A 6,856-nucleotide genomic window follows, 5' to 3' on the forward strand; every position below is an offset into this window, starting at 1 on the left:
GCACCCCCCTCCCCATCCCCCATCCGTGATCTTGCCGGGATTCCCCGCGGGACCACGGGTGGGGCGGGCTTAGGGTGCGGAGGGTGTCGGCCCTGAACGGTGTGAGCGAGACCTTCGACCCCGCGTCCTGGGCGGAGGTGCCGGGGTTCGAGGACCTGCAGGACCTCACCTACCACCGCAGCGTGCTCGAGGGCCCGGCCCGCGGGACGGTCCGCATCGCCTTCGACCGCCCCGAGGTCCGCAACGCCTTCCGGCCGGGGACGGTCGACGAGCTCGCCCGCACCCTCGACCACGCCCGCCGCACCCCCGACGTCGGCTGCGTCCTGCTCACCGGCAACGGGCCGAGCCCGAAGGACGGCGGCTGGGCGTTCTGCTCCGGCGGGGACCAGCGCATCCGCGGCCGGTCCGGCTACCAGTACGCCGAGGGCGACACCGCCGAGACCGTCGACACCGTGCGCGCGAAGGCCGAGGGCGGCCGGCTGCACATCCTCGAGGTCCAGCGGCTCATCCGGTTCATGCCGAAGGTCGTCATCGCCGTCGTCCCCGGGTGGGCCGCCGGCGGCGGGCACAGCCTGCACGTGGTCGCCGACCTGACCCTGGCCAGCGCCGAGCACGCCCGGTTCAAGCAGACCGACGCCGACGTGGGTTCCTTCGACGGCGGGTACGGGTCGGCCTACCTGGCCCGCCAGGTCGGGCAGAAGTTCGCCCGCGAGATCTTCTTCCTCGGCCGCCCCTACACCGCCCAGCAGGCCCACGACATGGGCATGGTCAACGCCGTCGTCCCGCACGCCGACCTCGAGGCGACGGCGCTGCAGTGGTCCGCGGAGATCAACGGGAAGTCGCCGACGGCGCAGCGGATGCTGAAGTTCGCGTTCAACGCCCTCGACGACGGGATGGTCGGGCAGCAGGTGTTCGCCGGTGAGGCGACCCGGCTGGCGTACATGACCGACGAGGCCGTCGAGGGCCGCGACGCCTTCCTCGGCAAGCGCGAACCGGACTGGTCGCCCTTCCCCTGGTACTTCTGAGCCGGTTCTGCGACGGGAACGGTCAGGGCTCGACGCGGGGGGACACGGCGGGTCGGACGGGCTCGTCGTACTCGTCCCCCGAGCGGTGCAACCGTTCGCCCAGCTCGCGGATGCACGGCAGCACCTCCGCGAGGGGTGCGGGCCGGGCGTGCAGGAACCCCTGGTGGGTGGGGGCACCCATCTCGCGCAGCAGCTTCGCCTGGCCCGACGTCTCCACGCCCTCGGCGACGAGGCCGAGGCCCATCGTCGCGGCGAGCAGCACGAGGCCCTCGACCAGCGCCCGGGTGCGGGGGTCGGACTCGATGTCCCGGACGTAGGAGCGGTCGATCTTGAACGCCGTGAACGGGCGACGGCGCAGGTAGGCCAGCGTGGCGTAGCCGGTGCCGAAGTCGTCGACGGTCAGGTGGGCCCCGGCGCCGACCAGGGCGTCGAGCGCGTCCTGGGTGCAGGCGTCCTCGGCGACCAGGACGCTCTCGGTCATCTCGAGCACGAGCGGGCGCGACCCGAGCCGGGCGACGGCCTCGGCCACCGCCGCGGGCAGGAGCGGGTCGGCGAGCTGCGGGGCGGAGACGTTGACGGCCACGACGAGGTCGCGCCCGGCGGCCTCGCACAGCTGCGGGGCGTCCTGCGCGCACCGGTCCAGGACGGCGCGGCCGAGGTCGGCGATGATCCCGTACCGCTCGGCGAGGCCGATGAAGTCGTCGGGCGGGACCAGGCGACCGTCGACGCGCCAGCGCACCAGCGCCTCGACCCCGCTCACGACGCGGGACTCGACGTCGACCACGGGTTGGTAGTGGACCTCGAGGGCGCCGTCGGCGGGCGAGCCGCCCGCGACCGCCCGCCGCAGGGACTCCGCCCGGGTCAGTTCCGCCCCCCGGGCCAGGGCCGTGGAGGGGTCCCAGACCCGCACGCACCCGCCGCCGGCGAGCTTGGCCTCGGCGACGGCCTGTTCGGCGGCCCCCAGCAGGCCCTCGTCGTGGCCGCCGTGGCTGTGCGCGACCCCGATGCTGACCCCGAGCGAGACCCGGTTCCCGCCGACCTCGTGGGGGGCGGCGAGGACGGCCAGCAGCCGCACGGAGACGTCGAGCGCGGCGGTCGGGTCGGCGAGGAGGACGGCGAACTCGTCGCCCCCGAGGCGCCCGATCTCGTCGCCGCCGCGGACGGCGCTGCGCAGGCGGTCGGCGACCTCGACGAGGACCGTGTCACCGGCGGCCCGGCCGTGGGCGGAGTTGAAGGCGCGGAACCCGTCGAGGCCGAGGTGCAGCAGGGCCCTGGGGTGTCCCCCGCGTCCGGCCTCGCGCTGGGCGGTGGCGACGCAGACGGCGAACCCGGCGCCGGTCAGCAGACCCGTCACGGGGTCGGTCTCGGGCGCGGCCACCTCGGAGCTCCGTTCGAGGACCCGCACGCGCACCCGGAACCGCTGCAGCGCACGGCGTTGGCGCAGGCACACGAGGGCGAGGACGACGGCGGCGGTCACCGCGGCGATGACCACGAGCAGGGACAGCAGCAGGGCGAGGCTGAGGGAGGTGTCCACGTCGCCGCTCCCCTCGCCGTTCCGGTACCCGGTCCATCGTCCCTGAGGTGATCGACCGGCCGGATGCTGTCCTGGAGGAACTACCCCGGGACGGCGGAACCCACACCCGGGGGCGTCACGCGCTGAGCGGGCGGGCCACCGGGCCGGCCAGCACGTCCTGGATGTCCTCCAGCGCCAGCGGCCGGCAATACAGGTGACCCTGGGCGAGCTGGCAGCCCATCTCGCGCAGGATCTCGGCCTGCTCCACGTGCTCGACGCCCTCGGCCACGATCGTCAGGCCCAGCGCCTGGCCCATCTTGACCATGCCCTCGACCAGGGCGCGGGCGGTGGGTTCGGTCGCGATGTCCCGGACGAAGCTGCGGTCGATCTTGAACGAGGAGAACGGCCGGTGCCGCAGGTAGCCGAGCGAGGAGAAACCCGTCCCGAAGTCGTCGATGGTGAGCTGGGCGCCCGTCTCGGCGAGGTCGCGCAACCGGCCGACGGTGTCGTCGTCGATCATGACGCTCTCGGTCATCTCCAGGTGCAGCCGGCAGCCGCTGGACGCCGTCTGGCGCACCGCGGCGGCCACCCGCTCGGTGAAGTCGGGGTGGCGCAGCTGCACGGGCGAGACGTTGACCATCAGGTCGAGACGACGCCCGGCGTGCTGCTGGATCGCCGCGGAGTCCCGGGCGACCTGGCGCAGCACCGAGTCGCCGATGGCCACGACGGTGCCGGAACGTTCGGCCAGGCCGATGAACTCGTCGGGGCCGACGAGGGGTTCGACCGCTCCACCCCGGTCGCGCCGCCAGCGGACGAGCGCCTCGAGCCCGACGATCCGGCTCGCGGGGTCGACGCTGTGCAGGTCCACGATCGGCTGGTAGTGCACGACGAAGGCCTCGGCCGGCGCCTGCTGGAGGTCCTCGATGACCTGCAGGCGGGCGATCTCCTCCTCCAGCAGCTCCGGGCGGAACTCCACCCAGCGGTTCTTGCCGGTGGCCTTCGCCCGGTACATGGCGGTGTCGGCGTTGCGCAGCAGGGTGCCGACGTCGTCGCCGGGACGGGCGCGGGAGAGGCCGATGCTGCCCTGGACGCGCAGGACGTGCCCGCGCATCCGGACCTCGACGCGCAGGGCCACGAGGACCCGGCGGCACAGCCCCTCGACGTCGAGGCAGTCGGGCAGCAGGACGGCGAACTCGTCGCCGCCGAGACGGGCGACGGTGCTGCCCCCGCGCAGGGTGTCGCGCAGGCGGGACCCGACCAGGCGGAGGAGTTCGTCGCCGGCGTCGTGGCCGAAGCGGTCGTTGACCCCCTTGAAGCCGTCGAGGTCGAGGTAGAGGACGACGAGCCGGTCGAGGCGTTCGGCCGCCCGCGCGCGCTCGAGCTCCTGGGCGAGGCGTTCGGAGAACTGCAGCCGGTTCGGCAGGCCGGTGACGACGTCGCGGCGGGCGAGCCCGTGCATCTCCTCGCTGGCGCTGACGCGGAAGAACGCCGCCTCGCCGACGGAGGCCAGGGCCTCCAGCGCCTTCTCGTCGGAGGCGCGCTGGGTGGAGTCCCGGCGACGGGGGGCGGTGATGTAGAGCACGACGCCGTCGCCGGCGACGACGGGGACACCGATCTCGTCCTCGCCCGGTCCGACCGAGCGCACCATCGCGGCGGGGGTGCCGGCGACCATCCGGGCGTGCTTCTGCAGCGCGCGGGCGAGGTCGGCGCGCCGGCCCTGGGTGTGCAGGGCGGTGGCGGCCTCGAAGAGCGCCTCGCTGCGCCGGGCGACGTCACGGGTCATGCGCATGGCGCGGGTGGCCACCATCGTCACGATCATCGGGATGACCAGCAGCACGGCCGCCCACGGCTCGAGCCGGGACTCGACGAGTCCACCGAGGTAGCCGAGCCCGCCCACGGCGACGCTGGTGCCGACGGCCAGCCAGGCCCCCGTGTGCAGCAGCTCGGCCTTGATCGAGGTCCGCTCCTGGATCGCGACCGACACGGCGGAGACCGCGACGTCCAGGACGAAGACGGCGACGACGGCCGCTGCCACCGCCACGAGTTCGGCGATGGTCATGTGGACCGGGACGGCCCGGAACTCACCCGCGTGCCTGATGCCCGGCTCCACCTCCCCGTACGTCCCGAGCAGCTGCAGGACGAGCAGGGCCGTCGGCAGGAAGAGGACGCCGATGCTCGCGTTGTAGACGCGGCTGACCCAGCTCTTCTTCTGCAGCAGGTTCGTGGGGATGACGCACAGGCACCACGTGAGGGCCACGGTCGCGGGGTCGGCGAAGCAGAGCAGGAAGATCAGCACACCGATGTCGAACTGGACCTCGATGCCGGCGTGACGGGTGTTGATCTGGAACGGGAACCGGGTCAGCAACTGCATCAGGGGCAGCCCGATGACCACGCAGAGGACGAGGTCCTTCCAGTCGGGCCCAGCGCTCGCCTGCCCGAAGTGGACGGCCGCGACCACGGTCGTGACGAGCGCCGCCAGGGTGACGACGCCGTCGTAGACCACGCTGGACACCGGGCGACGGTCACGCACGCCACTGCTCATCCGTCACCTCCTCCAGCTCGCCAGGACGGGCCACATCCTGACACTCCGAGACCGCTTGGTCACGCTCGAAGGATGATCAGAAAATCGTTCCACCTGATCGGAGCAGCTCCACACCGCCCCCGACCTGCACAGACTCACACACAGCGAGGATTACGGTACGCCGAGTAGTTTTCTCCTGAGCACCGACCCGGGCTCTACCCTGCGCTCGTGCGTGCGCTGCGTCCCCTGCCCGTCCCCACCGGGGACGCCGTCCTCGAGCTGCTGCCCCTGCTGGCCACCGCTCTCGCCGGCGAGCTCCCCGACGCCCTGCACCCGCACGCGGCCGGCACCGGCCCGCACCCCTCGCTGCGCACCGGGACCCCCCTGGCCACCGGCGAGGACGACCCGGACGACCCCACGGCCGTCGTCGTCGCGACGTCCGGCTCCACCGGGACCCCCAAGGGCGCGCTGCTGCCGGCGGGCGCGCTGCGGGCCTCCGCCGCCGCCACCGCGCGGCGCCTCGCCCCCGGCGACGGTCGCCAGCAGTGGGTCCTGGCCCTGCCCGCCCACCACATCGCCGGTCTGCAGGTCCTGCTCCGCTCCGTCCGGGCCGGCACCGAGCCCGTCGTCCTCGCCCCGGGTCCCTTCACGGCCGAGGCCTTCGTCGCCGCCACCGCCGCGACCACCGGGGCCCAGCTCCTCACCTCCCTCGTCCCCACCCAGCTCGTGCGCCTGCTCGACGCCGGTGAGGAGGCCCGCGCCGCCCTCGCCCGCTACCGCGCCGTCCTCGTCGGCTCGGCCGCCACCCCGACCGCCCTGCTCGAGCGGGCCCGGGCCGCCGGGGTCCGGGTCGTGACGACGTACGGCTCCTCGGAGACCAGCGGCGGGTGCGTCTACGACGGCGTCCCGCTGGCCGGGGTCGTCCCCACGCTCGAGGACGGCCGGCTCACCCTCACCGGGCCGGTGCTGGCCCGCGGGTACCGCGGGATGCCCCGGCACCCCGCCTTCGCCGGGGGCGCCTTCCGCACCGACGACACCGCCGTCCTCGAGGGTGGCCGGGTCCGCGTGCTCGGCCGGGTCGACGACCTCATCACCACCGGCGGGCTGAAGGTGGCCCCGGGCCTGGTCGAGGAGGCGCTCACCGGGCTGGCGGGGGTGGGCGAGGTCGTCGTCGTGGGCGTCCCCGACCCCGAGTGGGGTCAGCGGGTCGTCGCCGCGATCGTGGCGAGCGGGACGGCGCCGTCGCTGGAGCAGGTCCGGGCCCGGGTCAGCGCGGTCGTGGCCCGCCACGCCGCCCCCCGGCAACTGCTGCTGCTCGAGGAGCTCCCGCTGCGCGGGCCCGGCAAACCCGACCGCACCCGGCTGCGCGAACTCGCCGGCGGCTCCCCCTGACGAGAGCGCCCCGACGAGCGTGGCTGGTGGCCGGGCGCATCGGTGCGATCCTGGGGCATGCGCTCCGTCCTGCCGGCCGTCCTCGTCCTGGCGTTGACCGTCTACTGCGTCGTGAGCATCGTGCAGGCGCCGGACGGGGCGGTCCGCAACCTGCCGAAGTGGGGCTGGCTGCTGCTGGTGCTGTTCTTCCCCCTCGCGGGCGGACTGGCCTACCTCGTCGCCGGCCGGCCGATCGGCCCCGGCGTGCACCGGCCCCGGCCGGCGCCGCGCGGCCCGGACGACGACGAGGACTTCCTGCGCAAGCTGTGACCGCGCGCGGGTGACCCGGCGCGCCCCTCCACCGCTGCGCTTGGCACGATGGACCCTCGTGTCGGACCCCGCTGAACTGCCCCTCCCCTCCTCCCC

At 74.3% G+C, this 6,856-nt stretch carries 5 protein-coding genes; 3 read left to right on the forward strand and 2 right to left on the reverse strand.

What is annotated here, in order from left to right; translation table 11 throughout:
• The first annotated feature begins 83 nt into the window (after positions 1-83).
• Positions 84-1,025, forward strand: coding sequence for a 1,4-dihydroxy-2-naphthoyl-CoA synthase (locus AC0I8G_RS25775; protein WP_471732490.1), 942 nt, complete (start codon positions 84-86; stop codon positions 1,023-1,025).
• A gap of 22 nt (positions 1,026-1,047) precedes the next feature.
• Here AC0I8G_RS25775 and AC0I8G_RS25780 read toward each other — a convergent pair whose 3' ends face one another.
• Together AC0I8G_RS25780 and AC0I8G_RS25785 are read right to left on the reverse strand one after the other, a co-directional pair.
• Positions 1,048-2,559 carry a putative bifunctional diguanylate cyclase/phosphodiesterase gene (locus AC0I8G_RS25780; RefSeq protein ID WP_471732491.1) on the reverse strand — a complete coding sequence of 504 codons (1,512 nt, stop codon included), beginning with the start codon at positions 2,557-2,559 and terminating at the stop codon, positions 1,048-1,050.
• A 115-nt stretch (positions 2,560-2,674) separates the two neighbouring features.
• Positions 2,675-5,080, reverse strand: a complete 2,406-nt coding sequence (locus tag AC0I8G_RS25785) for a putative bifunctional diguanylate cyclase/phosphodiesterase (protein ID WP_471732492.1) — start codon at positions 5,078-5,080, stop codon at positions 2,675-2,677.
• 207 nt (positions 5,081-5,287) lie between these two features.
• Here AC0I8G_RS25785 and menE point away from each other — a divergent pair, with 207 nt between their 5' ends.
• Both menE and AC0I8G_RS25795 read left to right on the forward strand, forming a co-directional pair.
• Positions 5,288-6,451 carry an o-succinylbenzoate--CoA ligase gene (gene menE / locus AC0I8G_RS25790; protein WP_471732493.1) on the forward strand — a complete coding sequence of 388 codons (1,164 nt, stop codon included), beginning with the start codon at positions 5,288-5,290 and terminating at the stop codon, positions 6,449-6,451.
• A 57-nt stretch (positions 6,452-6,508) separates the two neighbouring features.
• Entirely contained in the window at positions 6,509-6,760 is a 252-nt protein-coding gene (locus AC0I8G_RS25795; protein WP_471732494.1) for a PLD nuclease N-terminal domain-containing protein, read from the forward strand.
• Positions 6,761-6,856 lie beyond the last annotated feature (96 nt).

It is taken from the genome of Kineococcus sp. AC630, assembly GCF_979255925.1.